A 23,613-nucleotide genomic window follows, 5' to 3' on the forward strand; every position below is an offset into this window, starting at 1 on the left:
TTGTCATATCTCAATCCCCTTACCTTCTTCCTTGGTGATGGTCTTATCGCTGAACTTTGGCGCAGCGATTGCGGCACGAGCTTGGAAAATAGGGTCTTTGAAATAAAGCGGCTGCTTGCCATAGATAGCAGGATAGCCAGCCACATAGATAACCATGTCGCCAGGCTGCTCTATTTCGCCTTCTGCGTTTTTCCTCGGCCCCGGCATTCGCAAACATTCATCTGGCGTAAGCAAAGGTCTTTGGACTTCTTGGATCGTTCGTGAAACCTGCCCCATCATGGCCGCAGTGCGTCTGCCGCTGGTTGTGATCTGTTCTTTGATCACAGTGGTTTGCCCTGTCAACCTTGAAAGATGTTCGGCCGTCTCAACGCGGTTGGGTGGATAGGCGTTTTGAACGTGGCAGTTCGAGGTAATTGCCTCGTCATGCCCATAGCCGGTTTCTCGGCTCTTGAGTTGGTTAATATCCTGGCAGATCAGGTAGCACTTAATGCCGTAACCGGCGACGAAAGCCAACGACTCTTGCAGGATCTCCAGGCGGCCAAGACTGGGGAACTCGTCCAGCATCATCAAGAGCCGGTGCTTGTAGTGGGCAACCGGACGGCCTTTTTCGAAATCCATTTTGTCGGCCAAGAGTCGCACGATCATGTTCACCATGATGCGCACCAAGGGGCGCAAGCGCGCCTTGTCGTTCGGTTGGGTGACTATGTATAGGCTTACCGGATCGTCGTGGTTCATCAGGTCTCTGATGCAGAACTCGGATTTGTTGACGTTCCTTGCAACAACAGGGTCGCGGTATAGAGATAAGTAAGACTTGGCCGTGGACAGGACTGATCCGGCCTCTTCTTCCGGCCGGTCCATCATGTCGCGAGCCGCCGATCCTATGGCCAGGTGATTCTGACCGTCTTGATGCCCGTAGGTCGCCATTTCCATCCAGAGCTCGGCAATGTCGCGATTTGGATCGGCCAACATGGCATCGACTGATGGTAAGGTAGCCGGCGTACCTTCATGTTTAGCCTTGAAGAGCGCATGTAGAATTACACCAACCAGCAGAGCGAAAGCAGTTTTTTGCCAATGGGAATCAAGGCCCTTGCCATCCGGATCAACAATCAACGTAACCAGGTTTTGAACATCGCCAACCTCATATTCAGTGCCCATCCGTATTTCATCCAGAGGATTCCAGCATAGGCCTCCATTTAATGACGCCGGCTCGAAGCGCATCACTTTGTTCCTAGCGTGCTTCTTTCTCCAGCCGGCTGTCAACGCCCACAACTCGCCTTTCAGATCAGTGACGACTGTACTGGCTGGCCATGATAACAAGGTCGGAACAACCAAGCCGACACCTTTGCCTGAACGGGTCGGCGCATAAGTCAAGACGTGTTCTGGCCCGTTATGGCGCAGATAATAAAATTTACCATCTTTGTCCTCCCAACCGCCGACATAAACGCCGGCCGAGGTTGGCGAGTCTTTGCCCGTCACCATTTCAAGAAAAGTTCGCGGCCGTTGCAGCAGGCCAGCAGCTTGAATATCTTTTTCCTCTGCCCATCGAGCCGAGCCGTGCAAGAACTCGTTAGCCGTAGACGAGTTCGAGGAAATAACTTTCGCTATCGCTACCCCCATCAGCCCTACAGTCGAAACCATCAGGCCGATACTTCCAGCCCGCATAACTTCATCCGGATACTTGCTGTACCATTCTGTCCCCCACTGCAAGATCGACCAAGGCGCATAAATATGGTTTATGTGATGACCAAGCACTTCTTGATATTTAAATTGATGTGCGAAAAATTGCGTGGCTGATTGCAGTCCCGCACTAAGTGAAAGCAAGCCCAACGTGGGTAACAGTTTTTTACCTTTCTTCTTTCCCCGTACTTGAGGGCCGACAGCATTATTGTGTTTAGGACTCATTGACTCCTTCCTTTTGATGTTTTAATCGAACCTGCCGCGGTGATCGTAACAGGATCGCCTACCCCAACGCGCTTTAACCGTCTAGCCGTTGCCTGATCGATAGGTAGCACCACAACTTCATCACCATATTTAAGCAACGCCAAAACATGCCCATCGACATTCCGGGTGCCTCCATAATAAAAATCTCCATTTTGTCCATTATATAGTGAATGTTTCTGTATATCGAATATATTAAGCCTCATTTTTTCTCTTTCGCCAATATATTTATTAGCGGCAGTAATTTGATCTGGCTTTACTCTTGGCCCAAAAACACTCCGTCGCAGTGTGTTATCTGGTTGGGTTCTTTGCTGCTCCATATGACCAGGAACATCACCCGGCAATAGCACTTCACTTCCACTGGCGATGCGAACCACACCGAGGCTGGACAGTGTTCGCAAGCGGTTCTGGCTTTGGGGCGGCGGCTTTCGTCCAGGGCGTCCAATGTCGGGCTTCCTGTTGAATTCGGCGGAGCCATCAGTTGCCCTGGCTGTTCGGCTGTACCCTGGCTCGGGTCGAGTGCTGCTAGATCCGGTAACGTGCTGGTCGGCAACGGCTCTTGATCCAGCGCAGCCAATGCCACGTCTATCAGTTCGTCCTCGGTCGAACTGTAATTTTGGTCGCTCATACGCTTTCTCCTTGGTCAAAAGTTCCTGCCGCCGACGCTCTAGACCCGGATCGGCAAAGGTGATGGGTAAATTTATATCCACAGCAGCACGCACGATCTGCGCCTTGAACTCGGCGGTGCCGTTGACGGTGATCCGTTCACCGTACTTCTCTATTGCAAACCGGAGGGCAGCTTGCAGGCCTTCGCGGGAAGCCTCTCGTGAGACTTGCAGCTTGTCGCCATCATCCCGGACAACCGACAGTCCGACCCGGAAGATGATCGTGCCCTTCTTGGTAATGTTGTCCAGTACAGGCGCATGACCTGGTTTGGCCTGCCCCTCAGCCCGGAACGTGTTGCCCTTGAGGCCCTGTGAGGCCTCGCGGGATCGCAGGGCGGCCAGCGCCTCGTCGTCGCCCTTGACCGCCTCTAGCCTGAGCCAGTCTGCCCACGTTTTGCGCTTGAAACCCTTATAAAGCCGTTCGCGTTCGTTCGAGTAGTCCTGATGGATCGTGCGCAGAGTAGTCCGCAAAGATGCGCTGGCCTGGGAATACAGCACCCGCTTGTCGATGCCTTTGCCGTCAACGATCTTGATGGCCGCCCGGCGCAAGCGATTTGAACGCTTAGCGTCCTCAATTGCCCGATCCTTTCGGCGCTTCGCCTTCGCCAGAGCCTCGGCCCGCACAGCGGTGAGGCTCTTCTGTTCGGCCGTGTACCTAGCGTAAAGCTCAACGGTCTTGATCCGCATGCGTATCGGGTCTTTCTGATATATGCGCCGGGTTTTAGTTTGCGTTTTCCATTCAGGCGAAGCCTCGAACGAGCCAAGCCGGGCTTCCAGCTTAGGCTTAGAAAGTTCGCGGGATACTGTACTTGCCTTAACCATCGTGCCGTCGCCTGCCGCGATGATAAAGCCGTTAGCGCGCTCGCGCAGCTCTAGGCCATTCTCGCGAATGATCTGATGCAACTCAGTCCAGGTTTGCGCATCTTTGAGCTCGTCCAGGCATTCACGCTTGATCCAACTAACGAGGCTTTCAATGCCGGAGTGCTGTTCCATGTCGCCGGCACGGCTCTCGGATAGCCGACGCCTGGGCTCGTGGTTCACGCGCTGTAGGCCGTATTCCCGTTCCAACTTTGTGCAAAGCTCTCCAAGCGTTCGATAGGCCTGGAAAGGTTCATGTATGGTGTTTCGCGTTGGGTGAATCTTGTTGATTGCGATATGGATGTGCAGATGGTCGGTATCGTGATGCACCGCACTAACCCGCTGATGATCGCCGTACCCAAGGCCACTACAAATACGATCTTCGATAGACGCCAATATTTCGGCATTCGGGATCTCGCCCAACGGGAAACCAAGCAGCAAGTGATAGGTCTTGTCGCTCTGGGCACGAGTGTTGATGTGCTGCGTTGCCAGCACTTCATCTATCGCGGCTTGCACTGTTCCGGCCTCGCAGTTAGTAACCCTAACCTGCCCTAGACGTTCGGTCTTTTCCTGCTCGTCGGTGATGTAATCTACCAGACTCGCGAAGTCGCTTTTACCGAGTGACCGCATAGGAATGTGCTTTGCGATCACTCCATGCCCTCAAGTATTTTTTTAGCCGCTAAAAGAATCATGGTTCAGCCCTTGGGCGAACCACTGCCTTCATGATACGGCCCATTTCGTCCTGTGTAGCCTGAATCCGGCTTAACAGAGTTCGTATAGTGGACTCGCTAAACTTAGCGACACGGTCATCGTTTGTCAGCCAGAGCTTCAGAAGACCGCCAAGGCGACCTAGATCGCCATTGATTCGAGCTAATTCGCGCACCTGCTCGTAATCAACAACGCCAGTAATCTTGTAACCCTGACCTACTTCACGCAAAAAACTCGCAACACTCATACCAGCCTGTTTTGCCTGGCGTTCGATCTCACCTTTTTCTTCCGGGAACACTGGCACCCGTAAATGGTGTCCCCGTTTCTTGCCGGTTCGCTTTTCGTCTTGTTCCATCGCTTAACCTCATTTTTTCTGCCAGCGGTAGCTGGTCAGCCTCGCAGAGCAAGATGCCCGTTGAGTGCGATAGCGCGAATAAGGGAGAGTGAAATTAGTTAATCGGCTACGCCGATTAGCTAACTTCACCCATCTTGCCCGCCTGACGGCGGTGTTTACGCCAAGGAAATTATACACCACAATTTCTGTATATCGTAAATAATACATCGTTTATATCGAAATTGTGCTTATAATAACCACAATGCAAGCAATCACAGAAATATCCTTTTATGTTCCTTGCGGTTTACACAGACTTTCCAAGAGTGATGCAACAAAAAACGAAACCACAGGAAAGCGATGAAAAGTTACATCGATGAACTAGCCGAATGGGTCGATAAGCGAGCAAAAAAGAAACGCAGACAGGATGAGGCCGCGGTCGCGTTCTTGGCTGCACGTTCAAACGTGAAGGAGGCGATCGATGCAGGATACGCCCTGTCAACGATCTGGGAGCACATGCACGAAACAGGGAAGCTCAAGTGCAGCTACGAGACATTCCGTAAGCATGTTCGTCGGCACATGAAACCTACAACACAGGCCGATCCGAAAACAACGCCAAAAACGGGCGCACAGGCCTTTACAGGAAAAGAAAGCCAGGATGATCAAAAGATCAAAACTTCAAAAGTAGAACAGAAAAATGACGATCCATTAAACGGATTCACATTTAACGCAACACCCAAGAAAGAGGAGTTATTCTAATGTCAAAAATTCATATGGTTTTACAAGGCAAGGGCGGCGTTGGTAAGTCGATGATTGCGGCCGCCATTGCGCAACATAAAATAAGCAAAGGTCAATCGCCTTTGTGCATCGATACCGATCCGGTAAACGCGACATTTGAAGGGTATAAAGCCCTGAAAGTGCGCCGCCTGAACATCATGGACGGCGACGAAATCAACACTCGTAACTTCGATGTTCTGGTCGAGTTGATTGCAACGGCAGAAAACGATGTCATTATCGACAACGGAGCAAGCTCATTCGTGCCGTTATCGCATTACCTGATCAGCAACCAAGTACCTGCATTGCTTCAGGACATGGGTCATACCCTGGTCGTTCATACAGTCATCACTGGCGGGCAGGCCTTACTGGACACAGTGAGCGGTTTTGCGCAGCTCGCTGGCCAGTTTCCGAGCGAATGCTTGTTTGTGGTTTGGCTGAACCCATATTGGGGAGCCATCGAGCACGAGGGCAAAGGGTTTGAGCAAATGAAAGCCTATACAGCAAACAAAGGGCGTGTCTCGGCTATCATCAAGATTCCCGTCCTCAAAGAAGAGACTTACGGTCGGGACTTTGCGGAAATGCTTCAAGAGCGCATGACATTCGACGAAGCTTTGGCAATGGAATCGCTCACGATTATGACTAGGCAGCGGCTCAAGATCGTTCGAACCCAATTGTATGGCCAAATGGAAAATACGGCGGTGCTGTGATGGCTGACGATAAGATCGAGGCAATTATCAAGGAAATAGCAGCAAAGCACGGCATCGCAGTGGGCCGCGATGATCCGATTTTGATCCTGCAAACAATTAATGAAAAATTGATGCAGGACAGCGAGGCTGCCCAGCAAGTAATTCTAAATTCGTTCAAGGAAGAACTGGAAGACATCGCACATCGCTGGGGGGATGATGCCAAAAACAAGGCTGAAAGGACACTTAATGCGGCTCTGTTGGCGAGTCGCGAAGAAATGATGAAGGTGATGCAGGAAGGTGCAAAAGTAGCGGCTGAAACCGTACGACGCGAAGTAGAAGCGGGAATATCAAAGATCGCCGCACCGATCCGCGAGTCGAAGCGTGTAGCCTTTATGAACATGGCGGCAGCCATCATGACCGTCTTCGCCGCAGGCCTGGTTCTGTGGGCCTCGTTATGAAAAGCGGCATCTGATCAAAAAAGCCCGGCGCGACCGGGCTTTTTAATTTGAATGTAAAACTCTGAACTTGATCAGACAATTTGAAGCATTAGTTTATATTGCGCCTGGCATTGACGGTCTCTGTTCGGCCACAAATTGCTCGCTCAACGCTCACAATAACCTGCAGACAAAAGCAGAGCGAAGCGACGCTTTTGGCTGTCCGAGTTAATGGTGTTGTTAGCTCAGTCTATAGGTGAATGAAATGGGTGTAAGTCTGTCATCGCTTACCTGCCATGGATCAATGATAGAAACAACACCGCTCCCTTTTTTTACTGTCTTTTTATTCATAACGATTGAATGAACAATGAATAGCACCATTTTGCCGCCCAGCTCTCGGCTTAGCTCGACTTCATTTTTAGTCAAAACAATGGTGTCTCCCGCAGTTTGGGTTCCCTTGACTTCTACGAAGCGTGATTGTCCATTTTTTTTGATAATAAAATCGTAAGAACGATTGGCGGATACATCTTCCACCTCATAGCCCTTATCAGAATAATATTTCTTGCAGGTGGTCATTGCATGGGATTCAATCATCAGTCGAATCTCTACATCGCTCTGAAAGCCCTGTCCGCCTGATGAATGCTCAGCAGTCAGCATATCTTCCTGAACTTCATCCTCGCGGGAGGAAATTCTAGGACCGCCGTAGTTTTCAGCATACTCAATGAGTTTTTTAATCCACGCGTTGTTTGGGTTTCTAAAGTCTTTTTCTTGACCTCGCTCATCGAGCACATAAAAGGCATTTGCCTGACCTGGGTTTCCTTCTTTTGTTCCTTCGATATCGTGACCAACGGGAAACTTCCGTTTGCTTATTGGGAGCAGAACGCAATCCTCTTTCTTGGCTTTAATGTTGTAGTTGTAGTTCTCTCTGAGAGGCAGAGCATTGGGGGATTGGAAAGATCTGAAAACGGTTGCGTTGTTGTACCAGCCAATAACTACCTGTCCCCTATCTATTGGATTGGTTGCAAACCAGATGACCAGCACATTGTCGATCTTGCCATCGGTGCAGCCCTGTGAAATTCGGCCAAGGTTGATTTCGTAAGGCGGTTTCATGTGAGGCTGAAAATAGCCGTACAAGGTTCCATTGATATTGAGAAAGTTGTAAGCCTCGTGGCCTATTTCTTCAGTGTTGTATGAACCGCCACCTATAGGTTTTTCATCCCCTGGCTTTGGGCCATGATAGAACTTCATGAAACCGACTCTGGCAAAGAGAATTTTCATCTATAGATTTCCAATCGAGAGAGCTAGCAAGTTATTATTCCAAGTCTGGCTAACATACTCTTTATCACGGCTTATTGTCATGAGTGATGCCGCAAAGCTAGAGTTTCTAAACAGTATATCCAATATTTTGCGCATAATAAACGGACCGGGATAATATCACAAAGTAAGGATCGAGCGTCTGAAATGAGTCCACGTAGCTCCGAATAGCGAAGCGTATTCGGAGAAATTATGTATACGACATGCGTGCGATTACGCTTCGCTAATCGCACATTGAATGACAGTTTGTCGAAAATTTGCGGTCATCACGCTTTAAAACATGTTCGTCTGCTATGGGTCGAACTCGAACATTCGATGTAATTTATAATTTTAATAAAAAAGCCCAGTCGCACCGGGCTTTTTTTCAAAGATGACGCAAAATATCGGAATCAACAAAATCAATTTTATGACGCATCAATTTTAGCGGCTAAAATTTATCGGGAGCGCCCTCGACTTAGTTTTACTGCCTCGGCCGAAACGACTGCTTTACCTTGCTCGTTGTAACTAATGCTTTTCGCACTTCCGATAATAGGCACTGTATCGAAATCTTGGCGCGAATGCATGACAAATTTTTTATCTATTTGTTGGTACACATTGTTATTGTCCGTATGGACCACTACACCATCATACCGCTTCGACTTGTCCGCTTTGTCAGCCGTATAAATGTTGTATATACCAGGCTTTAAAGCACCGGCTTTGTCCACTTTCTGGTTCGTCCATGCGCCTTCGAGCTCCTCCTGAACAATGCGTTGCCCGTTCATAACCAACAGGCGCTGTTTCATAAGCACCTCTCACAGTTTAATTGTAAAATCATTGCTCCTCCAGCATAGCAAAAAAAGCCAGCCCTCACTTAGAGACTGGCTTTATATACATGCCATTTTAAAGGAATCCTTATAAAGGATCAGGTATTTTCACTTTGGTCATTTGCCTTGCTTCATCATCTCTTCCAGAGCTTGAATGCGTCCTCGAAGAGTAGCCGCTTCCTCGCGGGCCTCTCTAGCCTCCTTGTTGGCTTCCTCCATGTTGTTATTAGCCTTGGTCATACGCTCGGCCATCCGATGAGCCTCTGTTGCGGCTTGCTTGCGCTGTTCTTGATGTACCTGTTCGGCAGCATCCGCCTTTGCCTTCACGGCAGCAAGTTCGGTGCGTATTTGGTCTCGTTCGGCAGTAGCCTCCTGAGAGGCTTTCTTTAGCTCTTTCAGTTCTGCGCGCATGCTCTCGGCCTGCCGAGCAGCCTCACTGCTTGCCGCCTCAGCTTTGGCCTTCGCAGTCGCCAGCTCAGCCTTTATTTGATCACGCTCAGCAGCTACCGCTTGGCTGATTTTTTTTTGTTCAGCCAGCTCAGCGCGAATCTGATCGACTTCCTGCCGTTGCCGGGTACGCTCGGCGTCTATCCCAGCATTCAGTCGATTTAACTCGGCAATGTGTTCATCTGCGGCTGTCTTTGAGGATTGCACGATGACCGCCAGGCGCTCGCGCGCTTGAGCCAATTCGATAGACAAATCCTGAGTTGTGTTCCGTTGCTTTGACAGAAGATTTTCTAACTCCTCAACCTTACTCTTTGTTTCATCCAGAGAGTTTTCGAGATCGTCAACAGTTTGTGAGGCATCAGCCAACTCGCGCTCGGCCTGTTCGCGCTGTTCGCCGGCCGTTCGAATGACTTCGGCAACCCGGCGTTCCGCTGCCTTCACTGCTTTATCGTTCAGCTCCACTGCCAAGATAGCTAGACGATCCGTAAGCGCCTTCGTTACGGCAGCCATCTCATCAGCCACCTCAACTGGCAATTCTGCGACCGGCTCGGTCTTAGTCACAGCCTGGCTGCTAATATACTCGTCCCACACCTGCTTAAGCCGTGACGGATTGCCTCCTCCAACTTTCTGACGTAAAGCAAAGCCAGTGATATTGCGGCCTGTCGCTTGCAGCTCTTGACCGGCCTGGATGATTGTTTCGGGAGTAAACTCGGCGGGACGCATAACATTCTCCTGATATAATTTATTGACGCCTTTATTATATAACAAACTAACAAATAAACAAACTAATAAACTAACAAACAAATAAATGACAAAAAAAACCCCGCTCAAGGCGGGGTCAAATCAAGCTAATTGGTAGTTGTTAAATCGCGGTAATCATCCTTCCAGCAACGCAACAAGCTGCACGGTTGTTAGCTCAGCCTCGAACTCATGTCCGTCATCCTCATACTTCAACCAAGCCCATCCATCGGCTGGTGGGCGTCGAGTTAGGATCAGACGAGCTAGACGACCATCATGATTTACGTGAATAATGGCCTTTTTGAGCTTTTCTGGATCATCTAACTTCACTATCTTCTTGGCGTCCGAGCTTTTCTGGTCTTCTTGCTCTCTCTCGCCTGTCTCGGCATCGGTCTTTCCAGCTAGTGCGTTCACCGTCTTAGAATCATTAACTTCGCCGCCATCATGAATGCGCTTGTCTTCTAAGAATTCGTGCAGCAGCTTAACTGATCCCCGCGTCAGCTCTTGGCTCTCGTCGGCTAACCATAAGCGCACTTGCTCAGGGTTTTTCTTATAATCTTTCACCAGTTCATTGATGACTGTTACATCATTAGCCCGTCCGGTGCTGAATGCAGTGGCAATGGGGTCCGGTAGGTCGAGCAACACCACATGCTGCGTCACAAATGCTGGGGATTTTCCAATTTCTCGGGCGATTTCGCTTTTTTTCTTTCCCTTAGCCAGTTCTCGGCCAATAAAGTCAGCAATCTCGCGAGCAGTCAGCTCGTTGCGTTGCAGATTCTCGATAACCTGGTCTGCTTCGGAATAGTCGTTATCGATGAAAGCTGGGATGCTGTCTTTCCCTGCGATCCGCGACGCACGAAATCGTCGCGCTCCGTGATTGATGACGTAGCGACCTTCTACCTTGGGGTGCTCACGAACAGAAATTGGAGATTTCACCCCGCGATCCTCGATGGTTTCGGCTAGCTCCGCCAGGCTTTCCTTGGAAAAGCCTGGATTATCTGCGTGGCGCGGTTGATTGGGATCTTCGTCAATCAGGTCCAGGGACAATTGCAATGGGCCGTTCGTTTTACCGTCCATTACCGGCTGGTTCAGAAGGTCTGATAAGTCGCCAAGGCTGTCTAGGCCAAGTCCGGACATTATTGGTCTAATCATTGGTAAATCTCCATTTTCATAATTATGTGGGCAGCCAGAGCGCGGACTTCCTGTGTGGCTTTCCTTGCGGCTGTTTTTTTAATCCGCCAAACTGGCATACCTGATGCCAGCGCATCAGCAATACTGCTGCGCAGCCCAACTCCTGTCGGTATCATCAGTTGAGGGTAAGCTCGTTCCAATTCCTCAAGGTGCCGGCCATGTCTCGGATTTCGAGAGTCCACCTTGCTCGGGATCATGCCAAGGAATTGTAATTTGGGATTCACTTTCCGAATGTTCGCTATGGTTGTTACCATTTTCTTGATGCCTTGAATGCTGTAGGCTTCAAGTTCAATGGGCGATATCACATAGTCGGCTGCCAATAGCGCTGCGGCCATGCTGACACCAAGAGACGGCGCAGTATCAATTAAGCACACATCAAAACCTTGTGAACTGAGGTTAGCGATAGCAGCCCGAAAGTTAGTTCCAGCCTCATTTAATGCCATTTTTTCCATATTTGCCAATCCTGCATCGGATTCAATAAGAGCAATTACGGGCATGTTGTCTTTGGTTTTATTTTCCAGTTCGAGTGATTCGACACCGAACATGGAGCTGGCCAGAAGCCCGGACTGGAAGGCTTGTAGGGTGTAAGAGGCATTAGCCTGTGTATCCAGATCAATCACGGCTACCTTCAGCCCTCGCTCGAAAAAATCGAATGCTAGGTGTACCAGTGTCGAGGTTTTACCAACTCCACCTTTTTGGTTGGCCGTGACTAACGTTTTCATGATGCTTGTTCCTTTGTCTTTTTGGCGGCGTCTGCTGCCCACTTCTTGACTATGAATGCTTGATGTTCCGGTAGAACTGCGGTCACTCGTTCGAAACCGACTGGCAAGTTTGCTTCGTGTGCCGCCCATACTCTGTTGACCGCCTGCGATACCGCTCCCCTGCTTAATCCCAGCGTCGTTGCATACTCGGCTTGTGGCCTTCCTTCTACCAGTACGCCCCACGCTATGTCTACAGTTTGTTGTCCAATTTCCAGATCTTTGATTGCCTTCTGGAACTGATCCTCGGTCAATATTTTTTTCATAGATAACACCCATATATTCTCCACACACCCTGATGTTGAAAAAAGGCGGTTACAGCCACCTACGGCACAAGAGTTTAGCTAAACAACAAATAACAGTCAATCTTTTTAGCCGCTAAAATTTTCTAAATTCCTTTCGGTTTGTAAATTGAGACATAATATGTGAGGGCTGTCAGCACAGAAAAATGCATTAAAAAATTCCAGCCTGCATAAACGTCTGGTGTGTTCCAATGGTAAATTATCCGGAACATCTGAACTAAAATGTCAAGAGACAGTACCCATTTGAAGATGGGCCAAGTAAGCACAGTTACTACCCATACGAAGCGAATAACGCAGTCGAAAACGGTTTTTGCTATGACATTTAATCGGTTGGTTGACTTGTCTTGAACAGAGCCTACAGATTGAGTTTTCTTTGCTGGAAACTTGATTATATTTGTCATCACTTGACTCTCTACGCGCTAACGTATTCAATATTACATACTTCCCCCACCCTGGGAAAGTACGGCTTCGGTGTTACAGCGCCAAGCCAAAAACGCCCCGGAGAAATCCGGGGCATTCTCAATTCAATTGCTGTAGCCTTCTCACCTCAGATGCAGTCAGTTTGTTTTATTATTAGATTTATAATGCTGACTTTTTAGCCGCTAAAATCTCTCTTTGGAGTTAATCCCTCTTTCTAAATGTACCTTCCCATGTAAATGACAAGGTTGCCTTCTTCCTTGTAAACCTAGTTTCTTAATTTCGATATATACTATACATCTTTTTCCTTAGTCTGTCTCTGAGCTTTTACCTACATTTTGTTTACAAAGATGGCGATTGTTTTATAGGCAATTTTTGATGCATCTCTGATGAGTTATACACAGGTGAAAAGGTTTTAGAGTTTTAAATAAGTTTTATTATGTTTTAGACAAAAAAAACACTATATTCATATTATAAAACAGCGACATAGAAGTATTCCCGGTTCCTAAAGTACGGCTTTCGGTTCTTAATGTACGATTTTTGGTTCTTAATGTACGGCTTCCAGTTCCTAATGTACGCCCAACCCACAAGCCAATGGCCTATGCCTGCCTAAGTAACGGTTTAGCAAAACTTTTTACGCGATTAGATGGTTTAGCTTTACTAATTTGCATGGGTGTCCCGTACATTAGGAACCTATTACCTCTTCTTCGCCGGTAGCGATGGATGCACTTCGGTATTGCATTACCAGGACAGGACCAATCTGTCCTTGTTCTTCTGAAAGGGTGTATTCTGGCATGTCATTGGCCTCGATCAGCTTGCGTAGGGTAAAGTTGAATTTCTTAAGAGTGCCGGAGCTGCCGCTGCGTTCATAGATTGTCTGGAAGGCCCATTTGGCGTGCGTTTTTCCGGCTGCACGTCGAGCCAGGCGATAAACAAAGCGACCAATGCCTGGATCGATCAGGAAGTAGTCGGGGTGGACTGTTAGCACTTCCGGGTTCTTTCCTTCCACGATCTCGCGGAACATCCATTCTGCAAGTTCGATTTCGATGTATTCAGGCTTCCCATTTTCGTTCGCGATGATTTTGTATCGGCTAATAAGAGCTTCTCCTTCTGAGACTGTCACGGTACGCCCGTTTTTAGCTTTTTTGGTGCGCTGCATGGCAACGTGAGTTGTGTTCAAACGGAGGCACGTTGCCACTAGGTCGTCTTTTTGCTTCCCTCCATCTGCGCGTCGGCAGAATTTGAGTACATCCCCGACATGCGGCCGGAACACTCGCCCAGGTTTTTCGCCCTTTCCGTCCCGGTAGCGGTTCATTGCTTCTGTGAGGTGCGACACTGCCATCAGAACTAGGTCATAGTCCCATACCGATGCCATGCCGGCAGGCCCGGACGAGACCTCGACATGACCATCTGGCAGATCGTATCGAATAACTTCACCCGCTCTTTTTTCTTTTTTTGACAGCCGGAAAACGGCTACGTCCATGATGCTGCGACTATCCTTGGTTCCTACGTCATAGAGAGCAGGCATGAAAAGGTCTAACTGCTGGTCACTCTTTGGCCGTCGGCGAACAGTCGAAGGGGAGGTGCCGACATTTTCCTGACGAAGACGTGTTGCTACTTCGTTGTTGCTTTCTCCAGGCCGGGCTTCAGCTTCGATGCGACTGTGTTGGTCTCGCACCCGATTGATACGGCCGATTAGGTCGTTGGTTGTAATGCTGTCATTCTGATCTCGGCTGCTGGTACGTTTTGTCATGTTTTGGTTCCCTGCCGCGTGATTATTATGGTTTTTTGGTGTTTAATGGTATTTGTTGGCTTGGCTATCCGGGAAAGCTCAGTTGCGGGCTTGTACAAATCTCTAACAAGCAGTTTAGCTAAACAAACATTCAGAGTCAATAATATTTTAGCGGCTAAAAAGCTGTGTCATCAAACAAGGTAAGACGTCAGTGTACAACTATATATTCTTTACAAATATTCTGCGTATCCTGGATGAGCGTGGAATGACGAAAAAAGAATTACACGAAATATCAGGAGTGTCGAACTCGTTTCTTTCTGATTTAACAACAGGAAACGGAAATCCATCGTTAAAGGTGATGGAGTCTATTGCGGAGGCATTAGATGTACCTCTTCCATTATTACTTGAGTCAACAGACCTAAGCAAAGAAGACTTAGACGAACTTGCCGGAGGAAAAGCCAGAAGTAGTTTGCCGCCTGGATATGAAAGGGTATCGGCTATTCTTCCTGAACACAAAGCATTTATTGTCAGGAAGTGGGGGGAGGAAACAAGAGAAAAACTAAGACAATCTTAGTCAGAACTAAGGAACTCTTAACCATAAGAAGAGAAAATAGCAGGGTCTTGGTCAATCTACAAAATATAACTGAAACTACTTTTTAGCCGCTAAAAGCCCTCCAGGTCGACCGGGGTTAATTACCTCTGAGCACTACAGGATATTCCACGTTGCCATTCTGATTATCATCAAACGATGATGCGATATAAACTATTGCATTGTTTTGTATTTCGGTATATCGTATTTTACCAGGAGCCGTGACAATATGAGAATCCGAAATGACTGATAGCAAAGAAAAGTTCGATAGCGCAAGTGTCAAAGAACGGGCCAAACGCAAGCTAGAACGCGACATGGGAGCAGACCTATTGGCGGCTTTGCATGATCCGAAGACCGTCGAAGTCATGCTTAATGCCGATGGTAGGCTGTGGCAAGAGCGCCTGGGTGAGCCGATGAAGTGCATAGGCTCAATGCGCGTAGCCCAAGCGCAAGCAATCATCGAAACAATTGCTGGGTATCACGGCAAAGAAGTTACCCGGCAAAAACCTATCCTGGAAGGGGAGTTGCCACTAGATGGCTCACGCTTCGCCGGCCAGCTTCCACCGGTTGTACCGGCACCGACCTTTGCGATCCGCAAGAGGGCAGTCGCCATCTTTACCCTGGATCAATATGTAGAGCGCGGAATCATGACGGCCCAGCAGCGGCAGGTGCTAATTGATTCTGTTGCCGCGCATCAAAACATCCTTGTAATCGGCGGCACCGGCTCGGGCAAGACAACGCTGGTAAATGCAATCATCAATCAGATGGTTATTAATAACCCAACCGAGCGTGTTTTCATTATCGAAGACACCGGTGAAATCCAATGCGCCGCTGAAAACTACGTGCAGTACCACACGTCGCTCGAAGTCACGATGACCATGCTTTTGAAAACCACATTGCGTATGCGCCCAGACAGAATCCTGGTCGGAGAAGTACGTGGCCCGGAAGCTCTCGATTTATTAATGGCCTGGAACACAGGGCATGAAGGCGGTGCGGCAACCCTGCATGCAAATAACGCCAAAGCCGGGCTTGATCGTCTTGCCATGCTTATCAGCATGCACCCGGATTCCCCCAAACCCATTGAACCGCTTATTGGCGAGGCTGTTCATGTTGTTGTTCATATCGCCAGAACCCAGGAGGGCCGGCGTATTCAGGAAATCCTTGAGGTTACCGGATTTCATGCTGGCCAATACATTACAAAGATCCTATAGGAGAAATATCTATGCAAAAACCATCATTCGATAACAATCGTAGCGCCTACCTTTACATGGGGATAATCGCTCTATTAGCGATCACCGTATTGGCTCCGACATCGGCCTTTGCTTCCGAAGGAACCGGCGGCTCGCTTCCCTATGAAAGCTGGCTGACCAACCTGCGCAACTCTGTCAGCGGTCCGGTGGCGTTTACGATATCCATTATCGGCATCGTGGTTGCCGGCGGGGTTTTGATATTTGGCGGTGAACTCAACGGCTTTTTTAGAACATTGATATTTATCGTATTAGTCATGGCGTTGCTGGTCGGAGCACAAAGCATGATGGGTACGTTCTTTGGCCGTGGTGCAGAAATCGCATCTCTGAATGATCAGATACAGATAGCCAGCACTTCAGTTACCAACGGAAAGGCTGCATAACATGGCTCTACGCACCATTTCCATACGAAGGGCTGGCAATAGAGACAACCTGTTCATGGGCGGTGATCGTGAAATGGTGATGTTCTCGGGTTTAGTTGCGGGAGCGCTGATATTCAGTGCTCAGGAGCTGAGGGCCACTATATTCGGCATTATTCTTTGGATCAGCGCGCTGTTCTTGTTTCGCCTAATGGCAAAGAGCGACCCAAAGATGCGTTACGTTTACCTGCGGAGCCGGCGTTATAAGACATATTACGCCCCACGCAGCACGCCATTTCGTGACAACACGCAAAATCAATGGGGGCAATACAAATGATCCAGGCATTAACAATTGTGATTGCTGGACTTGGCGCCGTCCTATTGCTCATGCTGTTTTCTCGCATCCGGGCTGTCGATGCAGAACTGAAACTCAAAAAGCATCGTTCAAAAGATGCAGGACTGGCCGACTTACTCATCTATGCCGCTGTTGTTGATAACGGCGTTATCGTGGGTAAAAACGGGTCTTTCATGGCCGCCTGGCTTTACAAAGGGGATGACAACGCAAGTAGCACCGATGAACAGCGTGAAATGGTCTCATATCGCATCAACCAGGCCCTAGTTGGCCTGGGAAACGGATGGATGGTGCATGTAGACGCTATACGTCGACCAGCGCCTTCCTACTCGGAGCAGGGCTTGTCGCATTTCCCTGATCCAGTCTCTGCCGCTATAGACGAAGAGCGCCGCCGGCTTTTTCAGCGCATGGGGGCGATGTATGAGGGGTATTTCGTTCTAACCCTGACATGGTTTCCGCCTGTCTTGGCACAGCGTAAATTCGTTGAGCTCATGTTTGATGACAATGCAGAGACGCCGGATCATAAAGCCCGCACGATGAGCCTTATTGGGCAATTCAAGCGTGAAATATCAAATATTGAAAGTCGGCTTTCATCGGCGGTAAAGTTGACTCGCTTGCTCGGCCAGAAGGTCATAACAGAAAGTGGAACGGAAATCACTCACGACGAATTTCTAAGCTGGCTTCAGTTTTGCATAACGGGGCAACACCATCCCGTACAACTGCCCAGCAATCCGATGTACCTGGATGCTGTAATCGGCGGGCAAGAACTGCGCACAGGGGTCGTACCAAAGATCGGCCGCAACCTCATTCAAGTTGTCGCCATCGAGGGATTCCCCTTGGAGTCAACACCTGGAATCCTGACCGCTCTTGGTGAACTGCCGTGCGAATACCGTTGGTCGTCACGCTTTATCTTCATGGATCAGCACGAGGCTGTGAAACACCTGGACAAGTTCCGCAAAAAATGGCGACAGAAGGTCCGCGGTTTCTTTGATCAAGTATTCAATACGAACACCGGCCCGGTCGATCAGGACGCGGTTTCAATGGTGGCAGATGCAGAATCGGCCATCGCCGAAGTGAATAGCGGGATTGTAGCCCAAGGTTATTACACTAGCGTCGTAATCCTTATGGACGAAGACAGAATCCGTCTTGAAATGTCTGCACGCCAGGTAGAAAGAGCTATCAACCGGCTTGGCTTTGCGGCTCGCATCGAGACTATCAATACAATGGATGCCTATCTGGGTAGTCTTCCTGGGCACGGTGTCGAGAATGTGCGAAGGCCGCTTATCAATACGATGAACCTTGCCGACCTGCTACCAACCTCCACGATATGGACGGGCAGCGCAAGCGCTCCGTGCCCAATGTACCCGCCACTGTCGCCTGCACTCATGCACTGCGTAACCCATGGAGCAACGCCGTTCCGTTTGAACCTGCATGTACGCGATCTCGGACATACATTCATGTTCGGGCCGACCGGAGCAGGTAAATCGACCCACTTGGGCATCATCGCGGCACAACTCCGACGCTATGCGGGCATGTCGATCTATGTTTTTGACAAAGGTATGTCTATTTATCCACTTACCAAGGGCTTAGGTGGGTTGCATTTTTCAGTGGCATCGGATGATGACAGCTTGGCCTTCTGCCCGTTGCAGTTCCTCGAAACTAAAGGGGACCGAGCCTGGGCAATGGAATGGATCGACACTATCCTGGCGTTGAACGGTTTGATCACTACACCATCGCAGCGCAATGAAATTGGCAATGCGATTATGAGCATGCACGCCAGCGGTGCCAGTACATTCTCTGAGTTCTCCGTAACAATCCAAGACTCAGCGATCCGAGAAACGCTCAGACAGTATACCGTCGACGGCCCGATGGGCCATTTATTAGACGCGGAAAAAGACGGTTTATTACTCTCCGACTTCACAGCGTTCGAGATCGAGGAGCTGATGAACCTCGGCGAGAAGTACGCTCTTCCTGTTCTACTATACCTGTTCCGTCGCATTGAGCGGTCACTGCACGGCCAGCCGGCTGTCATTATCCTTGATGAAGCTTGGTTGATGCTGGGCCATCCTGTGTTTCGCGCCAAAATAAGAGAATGGCTCAAAGTGATGCGGAAAGCGAATTGCCTAGTTCTCATGGCGACGCAGAGTCTATCGGATGCAGCCAATTCTGGCATCCTTGACGTTATCGTCGAATCGACCGCGACCAAGATATTTTTGCCGAATGTATATGCTCGTGACGAGGACACGGCGGCACTCTATCGCCGAATGGGACTCAACACGCGGCAGATTGAAATCCTGGCAAAAGCTATTCCGAAGCAACAGTATTACTACGTTTCCGAGAACGGGCGCCGACTCTACGATCTCGCCCTAGGGCCTCTTGCCTTGTCCTTTGTCGGCGCGTCAGACAAAGAATCCGTTGCGGCGATCAAGAATCTGGAGGCCAAACATGGAAATGAGTGGGTCCATGTTTGGCTTGCCGGGCGTGGCCTGAAACTCAATGACTACCTGGAGCCAAAATGAACATGTTCAAAAAACAACCCATGGGCCATCAGAATATTGATAAGCCTGTGATTGCCAAACTCGAAATCGAAAACCCGTACTTAACTGCCAGACGCACATGGAATGAGCATGTCGGTTCTGTCGTCTCGTCGCGGCAGACTTGGCAGGTGGTAGGCATCCTGTCGCTGTTGATCGCTCTCGCCAGCGTAGGCGGTGTAATCCATATCGGCAGTCAATCAAAGTACATTCCCTACGTGATTGAAGTGGATAAGCTAGGCCAAACCATCGCCGTCGGACCGGTACAAGCCGCCGGCCGAGCAGATCAGCGCGTCGTTCATGCTTCGGTATCGGAATTTGTCAGCGATGCTAGATACGTAACGCCTGACGTAGCCTTGCAGCGCAAAGCCGTCTTCCGGGTGTACGCACATCTGTCTCCAAATGATCCGGCCACGGCCAAGATGAACGAGTGGTTAAACGGCACCGCAGATTCTAGCCCATTCAAGCGGGCAACGAAGGAAATGGTAAGTGTTGAGATCAAATCTGTGCTTCCTCAGACGCCGGATACTTGGCAAGTCGAATGGACTGAAACCACGCGCGACCGTCAAGGCGTCATGAAAGGCCAACCGGTTAACATGCGAGCATTAGTCAACGTATATACCATCGAAACAACATCTCAAACCACTGACGAGCAATTACGCAATAACCCGCTAGGGATCTATGTGCGTGATTTTTCGTGGTCAATCATCCCATGAATTAATGAGACTTTCCCATGAGCAACAAAACTATTATTCAAATCTTGGCTCTTGTTGTGGCGGTATCGGAACCTATCCAAGCAGCTCCTGGCGATGACATAGCCGACAAGTACTTCTCGAAAAACAATCCGCGGTTAACCGCGCAAGAAAAAGCAGCAATCGCCATAGCTAAGCGATGGGAAGCGGGGACCGCTAATGCCATAAAGCCTGTGGCCGGATCCAATGGAGCGATCAATTTCCTCTTTGGCGCACAGCAGCCCAGTATCGTTTGTGCAGTCCTACAAGTTTGCGATGTAAGCCTTCAGGCAGGGGAACAGGTCAACTCGATCAATCTGGGTGATACGGCCCGTTGGACAGTGGAGCCCGCCATCACGGGTAGCGGACCAACCGAAACTCAGCATCTCATCATAAAACCTATGGATGTTGGACTGGAAACCAGTCTGGTCGTGACCACAAACCGTCGTACCTATCATTTCAAATTGCGTTCGCACCGTACCGAGTATATGCCCCAGGTAGCATTCACGTATCCCGAAGATGCCCTTGCGAAGTGGGATGATATCCGCACTCGCGAATCACAAGAGCGCGAACAAAGAACAATTCCTCAAACCGGCGAGTATCTGGGGGATCTGTTTTTTGATTACGACATTGAGGGCGTTGCGTCCTGGAAGCCGGTTAGAGTCTTTAATGATGGGCGTAAGACGATATTGCAAATGCCAGGGGAGATGGAGCAAACCGAAGCGCCGACATTACTGGTGATTCGCAATGAGGGCGGCTTATTTTCAGATGACGAAACCGTTATGGTCAATTACCGCGTCCAGAACGATCGCTATATCGTCGATACCGTTTTTGACAAAGCCATTCTGATCGCGGGTGTCGGCGGCAATCAAGATCGTGTGGCCATCACTCGGAGGAAATAACATGATCAAGCTTACTCTCGCGGCAGTGGTCGCACTTGCCTTGGCGGGGTGCGCCATGACCTCACAGTATGGAAACTATTTGCCATCTGCGACCGTGGATCAGCAAAGTTGGTTCGCCAGCGAAGCGGTGAAGCAGCTCGCCAGGCGATGGCCACCGGCAAAAACTCGGCTCGAACTGAAGCAAGCCACGCCAGACGCCTTCGGTATTGCGCTGGTCAAGGGATTGCGCGAAAGCGGATATTCCATTTTAGAGTTTAGCCCTAAACAAATCGAAGATCCTTCTACGACAGACGCCAACATACTACCGTTGCGTTATGCGCTCGATCAAATAGGGAGCGACAACGAAAATATATACCGTCTCACGCTGTTAGTTGGAACTGAATCTCTAACCCGCCCGTACATTGAACAAAACGGTTCTGTGATTCCGGGATACTGGACGCACAAGGAGTAAGGTCATGATAGAGATTGATCACATGGACCCTGATTCATCACCAGGCGCAGGTGTACGGCGAGTCAACAATCTACCCATGTACATCATGGGTGGTGCGTTGTTGTCATTTCTTGTCATTATGGGCTTGGTAGCAGCGGATCGCGCTGCCAAGCAAAATGAAAAAGAAGAACAACACCTGCACAATGGCAGCACATCGATGTTCGCTAAAGAAATTGCTGGCGACCAGACGAGCGGGCTGATCGCGCCATTGATACCGCCTGCCGAACCTGAACCGTCTCCCATACTCATTGCACGACCGGAAAACTTGGACGCGCCGCCGAGACCACCGTCTGATCCCGTGCCACATGACGATGAAGCAGATCGCATACGCATGGCAAAACTGCAAATGTTTCAAGAAGCAGTGAAAGCAAAGACCGGCGTACAAATCACAGCCCCGCGTAGTGCCGGGTCGTCGCCAAGCACTACCGCACCCAAAACTCGCGAGGAAATGCTAGCGAGAATGGCGGCAGCACGGCAGGAAATCGAAGCGAACAGGCACCAGGACCCGACGGCCTCGTATCAGGCGCGTCTATCACAGATTCGCAGCATGGGGCTTGGCGGGGAACCATCAGGAGACTCGTCTGCCCCGTCGCTGTTACAGACATCGACAGCTGACGGTAGCGGTAAAGATTACACAAAATTCTCGGGAGGCGATGGAGATCGTTGGAAGCTCGAATCAAAGCCCGAAGCGCCGCGCACGCCGTATGAGCTGCGCGCAGGTTTCGTCGTTCCTGCAACCTTAATCTCCGGTATTAATTCCGATCTTCCTGGCCAAATAATGGCTCAAGTGGCTCAGAGTGTGTATGACACCCCGACAGGAAAACATCTATTGATCCCTCAAGGGTCCCGCCTAGTAGGCGCATATTCTAGCGACGTATCCTATGGGCAAGCTCGCGTCCTGGTAGCGTGGCAACGCATTGTTTTTCCGGACGGGAAGGCGATGGATATTGGCGCAATGCCGGGAGCTGATAGTGCAGGGTACGCTGGTTTCAATGACCAAGAAAACCATCATTATGTCCGGCTTTTTGGATCGGCATTGCTCATGTCTGCCGTCACCGCAGGCGCCTCGTATAGTCAACGGCAAGACCAGACAACGACATTATACGGTGCGCCTAACGCCAACAGTGCATTAAGCCAGGCATTGGGGCAACAGCTCGGTCAAGTGACTGCGCAACTGATAGCAAAGAACTTGAATGTTGCCCCAACTCTGGAAATCCGGCCTGGGTACCGATTCAACGTGATTGTCACCAAAGACATGACGTTTTCAAAACCGTATAAATCATTCGATTATTAACGCCAAGGAGAAAAATCATGACACAGAAAATTTTAGCCGCTAAAAAATCGGGCATTGTTGTCCTCATTGCCGGTACGTTGTCGATGCCGGCATATTCTTCAGGAATACCCGTCTATGACGGCGCAAACTGGACGAGTAATTTTATGACATCTTTTGAAAGCCATTTACAGACACTGAAACAAATAGACGAATATAGAGTGCAAATTGATCAGTATATGGACCAACTACAAAATTCGTTGGCTCCAACGAGCTATGTGTGGGATCAGGCGCAGACCACCATCAATGGGCTGATGAATGCCGTCGATACTCTGAACAATTACAAGGCCGAGCTAGGCAGCATTGACAACTATTTAAGCGAGTTCCAGGACGTCGCCTATTACCGACAATCACCGTGCTTCTCGTCCGCCGGCTGTTCTGATGCGGAACGGACCGCAATGGAGCAAAATCGTACCCTGGCGTCAGAGTCGCAGAAAAAAGCCAACGACGCCCTTTTTCGTGGTTTAGACAAACAACAAGACGCCCTTCGATCGGATGCTAAAACGCTTGAAAGATTGCAATCGTCCGCACAAAGCGCGACAGGGCGCTTGGAAGCGCTTCAATACGCTAATCAATTTGCCAGCCAGCAAGCCAACCAGCTCTTGCAGATTCGTGGGCTCATGATGGCTCAACAGAATGCAATGGCAACACGGATGCAGGCGGAAGCGGATCGCGAAGCTCAGGAATCGGCCTCGGCCGAGAAACTGCGCAAGGGCAGCTATCGTTCCAGTCAGGTACGTTCTTGGTAAGGAGAAATAAATGAAGCCAACTAATCTCTTTCTTTTAGTCGTTCTGTTAGCTTTCGACAGCGCATGCTCTAAGGATATTCCGACACAGGATATGCCAGAGGTCAACGATGAAAATTGCAAACCAGAGGTCATAAAAAAAATCAACGACAAAGGCGCGCTGCAAGAATTTGCGTCGAAATGTCTCCACCGATCAGGCGGATTTCAGCCTAGCCAAAAACGCCAATGGTAGGG

Annotated in this window: 25 protein-coding genes; 14 read left to right on the forward strand and 11 right to left on the reverse strand. The window is 49.6% G+C overall.

The window, feature by feature from the left end; translation table 11 throughout:
- Window positions 1–3: 3 nt before the first annotated feature.
- The 3 genes from U2W12_RS09035 to traJ are packed head-to-tail and all read right to left on the reverse strand — an operon-like array spanning window position 4 to window position 4,524.
- Window positions 4–1,902 carry a type IV secretory system conjugative DNA transfer family protein gene (locus U2W12_RS09035; RefSeq protein WP_326500347.1) on the reverse strand — a complete coding sequence of 633 codons (1,899 nt, stop codon included), beginning with the start codon at window positions 1,900–1,902 and terminating at the stop codon, window positions 4–6.
- Window positions 1,899–4,112, reverse strand: coding sequence for a TraI/MobA(P) family conjugative relaxase (traI, locus tag U2W12_RS09040; RefSeq protein WP_326500348.1), 2,214 nt, complete (start codon window positions 4,110–4,112; stop codon window positions 1,899–1,901). The genes U2W12_RS09035 and traI overlap by 4 nt, the downstream gene beginning before the upstream one ends.
- A gap of 37 nt (window positions 4,113–4,149) precedes the next feature.
- Window positions 4,150–4,524, reverse strand: a complete 375-nt coding sequence (gene traJ, locus U2W12_RS09045) for a conjugal transfer transcriptional regulator TraJ (protein WP_326500349.1) — start codon at window positions 4,522–4,524, stop codon at window positions 4,150–4,152.
- Window positions 4,525–4,860: 336 nt separating this feature from the next.
- Between traJ and U2W12_RS09050 the strand changes: the two genes are divergently transcribed.
- From U2W12_RS09050 to U2W12_RS09060, 3 genes are read left to right on the forward strand one after another with little or no spacing between them, the layout of a single operon-like run.
- Window positions 4,861–5,259, forward strand: a complete 399-nt coding sequence (locus tag U2W12_RS09050; RefSeq protein WP_326500350.1) for a TraK family protein — start codon at window positions 4,861–4,863, stop codon at window positions 5,257–5,259.
- Entirely contained in the window at window positions 5,259–5,984 is a 726-nt protein-coding gene (locus U2W12_RS09055; protein ID WP_326500351.1) for an ArsA-related P-loop ATPase, read from the forward strand. The genes U2W12_RS09050 and U2W12_RS09055 overlap by 1 nt, the downstream gene beginning before the upstream one ends.
- Entirely contained in the window at window positions 5,981–6,421 is a 441-nt protein-coding gene (locus tag U2W12_RS09060; RefSeq protein ID WP_326500352.1) for a conjugal transfer protein TraM, read from the forward strand. The genes U2W12_RS09055 and U2W12_RS09060 overlap by 4 nt, the downstream gene beginning before the upstream one ends.
- Window positions 6,422–6,637: 216 nt before the next feature.
- Here U2W12_RS09060 and U2W12_RS09065 read toward each other — a convergent pair whose 3' ends face one another.
- From U2W12_RS09065 to U2W12_RS09100, 8 genes are all read right to left on the reverse strand, one after another.
- On the reverse strand, window positions 6,638–7,675 hold the full coding sequence (locus U2W12_RS09065; protein WP_326500353.1) for a DUF3883 domain-containing protein: 1,038 nt from the start codon (window positions 7,673–7,675) through the stop codon (window positions 6,638–6,640).
- Between the two features lie 470 nt (window positions 7,676–8,145).
- Window positions 8,146–8,493, reverse strand: coding sequence for an IncP plasmid survival protein KfrB (gene kfrB / locus U2W12_RS09070; protein WP_326500354.1), 348 nt, complete (start codon window positions 8,491–8,493; stop codon window positions 8,146–8,148).
- Between the two features lie 138 nt (window positions 8,494–8,631).
- Window positions 8,632–9,792: a DNA-binding protein gene (locus tag U2W12_RS09075; protein WP_326500355.1), complete on the reverse strand. Its 1,161-nt coding sequence runs from the start codon at window positions 9,790–9,792 to the stop codon at window positions 8,632–8,634.
- 45 nt (window positions 9,793–9,837) lie between these two features.
- Complete coding sequence (locus tag U2W12_RS09080; protein WP_326500356.1) at window positions 9,838–10,851, reverse strand: ParB/RepB/Spo0J family partition protein; 1,014 nt, start codon at window positions 10,849–10,851, stop codon at window positions 9,838–9,840.
- Window positions 10,848–11,612 carry a ParA family protein gene (locus U2W12_RS09085; protein ID WP_326500357.1) on the reverse strand — a complete coding sequence of 255 codons (765 nt, stop codon included), beginning with the start codon at window positions 11,610–11,612 and terminating at the stop codon, window positions 10,848–10,850. The genes U2W12_RS09080 and U2W12_RS09085 overlap by 4 nt, the downstream gene beginning before the upstream one ends.
- On the reverse strand, window positions 11,609–11,914 hold the full coding sequence (locus tag U2W12_RS09090) for a transcriptional regulator KorA (protein ID WP_326500358.1): 306 nt from the start codon (window positions 11,912–11,914) through the stop codon (window positions 11,609–11,611). The genes U2W12_RS09085 and U2W12_RS09090 overlap by 4 nt, the downstream gene beginning before the upstream one ends.
- 122 nt (window positions 11,915–12,036) lie before the next feature.
- On the reverse strand, window positions 12,037–12,351 hold the full coding sequence (gene kleE, locus U2W12_RS09095; protein ID WP_326500359.1) for a KleE stable inheritance protein: 315 nt from the start codon (window positions 12,349–12,351) through the stop codon (window positions 12,037–12,039).
- A 701-nt stretch (window positions 12,352–13,052) separates the two neighbouring features.
- Window positions 13,053–14,120: a replication initiator protein A gene (locus U2W12_RS09100; protein WP_326500360.1), complete on the reverse strand. Its 1,068-nt coding sequence runs from the start codon at window positions 14,118–14,120 to the stop codon at window positions 13,053–13,055.
- A 190-nt stretch (window positions 14,121–14,310) separates the two neighbouring features.
- Between U2W12_RS09100 and U2W12_RS09105 the strand changes: the two genes are divergently transcribed.
- The 11 genes from U2W12_RS09105 (at window position 14,311) to trbK (ending at window position 23,611) form a co-directional block, all read left to right on the forward strand.
- Window positions 14,311–14,673, forward strand: a complete 363-nt coding sequence (locus tag U2W12_RS09105) for a transcriptional regulator (protein ID WP_326500361.1) — start codon at window positions 14,311–14,313, stop codon at window positions 14,671–14,673.
- 257 nt (window positions 14,674–14,930) lie between these two features.
- A complete protein-coding gene (trbB, locus tag U2W12_RS09110) occupies window positions 14,931–15,899 on the forward strand; it encodes a P-type conjugative transfer ATPase TrbB (RefSeq protein ID WP_326500362.1) in 969 nt (322 codons plus the stop codon).
- An 11-nt stretch (window positions 15,900–15,910) separates the two neighbouring features.
- Complete coding sequence (trbC, locus tag U2W12_RS09115) at window positions 15,911–16,318, forward strand: conjugal transfer system pilin TrbC (RefSeq protein WP_326500363.1); 408 nt, start codon at window positions 15,911–15,913, stop codon at window positions 16,316–16,318.
- A 1-nt stretch (window position 16,319) separates the two neighbouring features.
- Window positions 16,320–16,631, forward strand: a complete 312-nt coding sequence (locus tag U2W12_RS09120) for a conjugal transfer protein TrbD (protein ID WP_326500364.1) — start codon at window positions 16,320–16,322, stop codon at window positions 16,629–16,631.
- A complete protein-coding gene (locus U2W12_RS09125; protein ID WP_326500365.1) occupies window positions 16,628–19,165 on the forward strand; it encodes a VirB4 family type IV secretion/conjugal transfer ATPase in 2,538 nt (845 codons plus the stop codon). The genes U2W12_RS09120 and U2W12_RS09125 overlap by 4 nt, the downstream gene beginning before the upstream one ends.
- A gap of 20 nt (window positions 19,166–19,185) precedes the next feature.
- Window positions 19,186–19,896 carry a conjugal transfer protein TrbF gene (locus U2W12_RS09130; RefSeq protein WP_326500383.1) on the forward strand — a complete coding sequence of 237 codons (711 nt, stop codon included), beginning with the start codon at window positions 19,186–19,188 and terminating at the stop codon, window positions 19,894–19,896.
- A gap of 17 nt (window positions 19,897–19,913) precedes the next feature.
- Window positions 19,914–20,813: a P-type conjugative transfer protein TrbG gene (gene trbG / locus U2W12_RS09135; RefSeq protein WP_326500366.1), complete on the forward strand. Its 900-nt coding sequence runs from the start codon at window positions 19,914–19,916 to the stop codon at window positions 20,811–20,813.
- A 1-nt stretch (window position 20,814) separates the two neighbouring features.
- Window positions 20,815–21,264: a conjugal transfer protein TrbH gene (locus tag U2W12_RS09140; RefSeq protein ID WP_326500367.1), complete on the forward strand. Its 450-nt coding sequence runs from the start codon at window positions 20,815–20,817 to the stop codon at window positions 21,262–21,264.
- A gap of 4 nt (window positions 21,265–21,268) precedes the next feature.
- Entirely contained in the window at window positions 21,269–22,597 is a 1,329-nt protein-coding gene (locus tag U2W12_RS09145) for a TrbI/VirB10 family protein (protein WP_326500368.1), read from the forward strand.
- A 17-nt stretch (window positions 22,598–22,614) separates the two neighbouring features.
- A complete protein-coding gene (gene trbJ / locus U2W12_RS09150) occupies window positions 22,615–23,382 on the forward strand; it encodes a P-type conjugative transfer protein TrbJ (RefSeq protein WP_326500369.1) in 768 nt (255 codons plus the stop codon).
- 10 nt (window positions 23,383–23,392) lie between these two features.
- A complete protein-coding gene (gene trbK, locus U2W12_RS09155; protein ID WP_326500370.1) occupies window positions 23,393–23,611 on the forward strand; it encodes an entry exclusion lipoprotein TrbK in 219 nt (72 codons plus the stop codon).
- Window positions 23,612–23,613 lie beyond the last annotated feature (2 nt).

This window comes from Methylomicrobium sp. Wu6 (assembly GCF_035916875.1).
Taxonomy (GTDB): domain Bacteria; phylum Pseudomonadota; class Gammaproteobacteria; order Methylococcales; family Methylomonadaceae; genus Methylomicrobium.

Bases quoted from the DNA above. Each gene is read 5' to 3' on its own strand.
- U2W12_RS09035 (WP_326500347.1), bottom strand. From the start codon at position 1,902: ATGAGTCCTAAACACAATAATGCTGTCGGCCCTCAAGTACGGGGAAAG.
- traJ (WP_326500349.1), bottom strand. From the start codon at position 4,524: ATGGAACAAGACGAAAAGCGAACCGGCAAGAAACGGGGACACCATTTA.
- U2W12_RS09050 (WP_326500350.1), top strand. From the start codon at position 4,861: ATGAAAAGTTACATCGATGAACTAGCCGAATGGGTCGATAAGCGAGCA.
- U2W12_RS09055 (WP_326500351.1), top strand. From the start codon at position 5,259: ATGTCAAAAATTCATATGGTTTTACAAGGCAAGGGCGGCGTTGGTAAG.
- U2W12_RS09065 (WP_326500353.1), bottom strand. From the start codon at position 7,675: ATGAAAATTCTCTTTGCCAGAGTCGGTTTCATGAAGTTCTATCATGGC.
- kfrB (WP_326500354.1), bottom strand. From the start codon at position 8,493: ATGAAACAGCGCCTGTTGGTTATGAACGGGCAACGCATTGTTCAGGAG.
- U2W12_RS09080 (WP_326500356.1), bottom strand. From the start codon at position 10,851: ATGATTAGACCAATAATGTCCGGACTTGGCCTAGACAGCCTTGGCGAC.
- U2W12_RS09085 (WP_326500357.1), bottom strand. From the start codon at position 11,612: ATGAAAACGTTAGTCACGGCCAACCAAAAAGGTGGAGTTGGTAAAACC.
- U2W12_RS09090 (WP_326500358.1), bottom strand. From the start codon at position 11,914: ATGAAAAAAATATTGACCGAGGATCAGTTCCAGAAGGCAATCAAAGAT.
- kleE (WP_326500359.1), bottom strand. From the start codon at position 12,351: ATGACAAATATAATCAAGTTTCCAGCAAAGAAAACTCAATCTGTAGGC.
- U2W12_RS09100 (WP_326500360.1), bottom strand. From the start codon at position 14,120: ATGACAAAACGTACCAGCAGCCGAGATCAGAATGACAGCATTACAACC.
- trbB (WP_326500362.1), top strand. From the start codon at position 14,931: ATGACTGATAGCAAAGAAAAGTTCGATAGCGCAAGTGTCAAAGAACGG.
- trbC (WP_326500363.1), top strand. From the start codon at position 15,911: ATGCAAAAACCATCATTCGATAACAATCGTAGCGCCTACCTTTACATG.
- U2W12_RS09120 (WP_326500364.1), top strand. From the start codon at position 16,320: ATGGCTCTACGCACCATTTCCATACGAAGGGCTGGCAATAGAGACAAC.
- U2W12_RS09125 (WP_326500365.1), top strand. From the start codon at position 16,628: ATGATCCAGGCATTAACAATTGTGATTGCTGGACTTGGCGCCGTCCTA.
- U2W12_RS09130 (WP_326500383.1), top strand. From the start codon at position 19,186: ATGGGCCATCAGAATATTGATAAGCCTGTGATTGCCAAACTCGAAATC.
- trbG (WP_326500366.1), top strand. From the start codon at position 19,914: ATGAGCAACAAAACTATTATTCAAATCTTGGCTCTTGTTGTGGCGGTA.
- U2W12_RS09140 (WP_326500367.1), top strand. From the start codon at position 20,815: ATGATCAAGCTTACTCTCGCGGCAGTGGTCGCACTTGCCTTGGCGGGG.
- U2W12_RS09145 (WP_326500368.1), top strand. From the start codon at position 21,269: ATGATAGAGATTGATCACATGGACCCTGATTCATCACCAGGCGCAGGT.
- trbJ (WP_326500369.1), top strand. From the start codon at position 22,615: ATGACACAGAAAATTTTAGCCGCTAAAAAATCGGGCATTGTTGTCCTC.
- trbK (WP_326500370.1), top strand. From the start codon at position 23,393: ATGAAGCCAACTAATCTCTTTCTTTTAGTCGTTCTGTTAGCTTTCGAC.